1 protein-coding gene is annotated in these 519 nt (G+C 59.5%); it reads left to right on the top strand.

The window, feature by feature from the left end; genetic code table 11:
• A partial coding sequence (locus AC1QQ2_RS15080) for an MbnB/TglH/ChrH family RiPP precursor modification enzyme (RefSeq protein WP_479713763.1) occupies window positions 1-519 on the top strand: 519 nt, incomplete at both ends.

Here is a 519-nt window from a genome sequence, read left to right as displayed (position 1 = left end):
TTGGATGAAGACCACCTCGCCGCGCTGAAAACCCTGTGCGAGGGGCTGGAGCCGGCAAGTTTTTCTGAACATCTGGCCTGGTCCACCCATGAGGGTGCCTTTTTGAATGACCTGCTTCCCCTGCCCTATACGGCGGCGACACTTGTACAGGTGTGCAATCACATCGACCGCGTGCAAGAGGTGCTGCGCCGCCCGATCCTTTTGGAAAACCCCTCTGCCTATGTGGCATTTGCCGAAACCAGCATGGCCGAGGTGGATTTCCTGACCGAGATTGCCCGCAGCACGGGCTGTGGTTTGCTTTTGGATGTGAACAACGTCTATGTCTCGGCCATCAATCAGGGCTTTGATCCCTTGGGCTATATCCGGGCCTTTCCGCTTGCGCTGGTGGGCGAAATCCATCTGGGCGGGCATGACGAAGACCGCGACAGCGCCGGGCGCCCTTTGCTGATCGACAGCCACGGTGCCGAAGTGGTGGATCCGGTCTGGGAGCTTTATGGCGAAGCCATTCGCCAGGGCGGG

The sequence above is a fragment of the Aestuarium sp. genome, from assembly GCF_023253315.1.
Taxonomy (GTDB): domain Bacteria; phylum Pseudomonadota; class Alphaproteobacteria; order Rhodobacterales; family Rhodobacteraceae; genus Marivivens; species Marivivens donghaensis.
The sequence above is the reverse complement of the archived record's forward strand: the minus strand, read 5'-3'. Positions and strand labels throughout refer to the sequence as shown.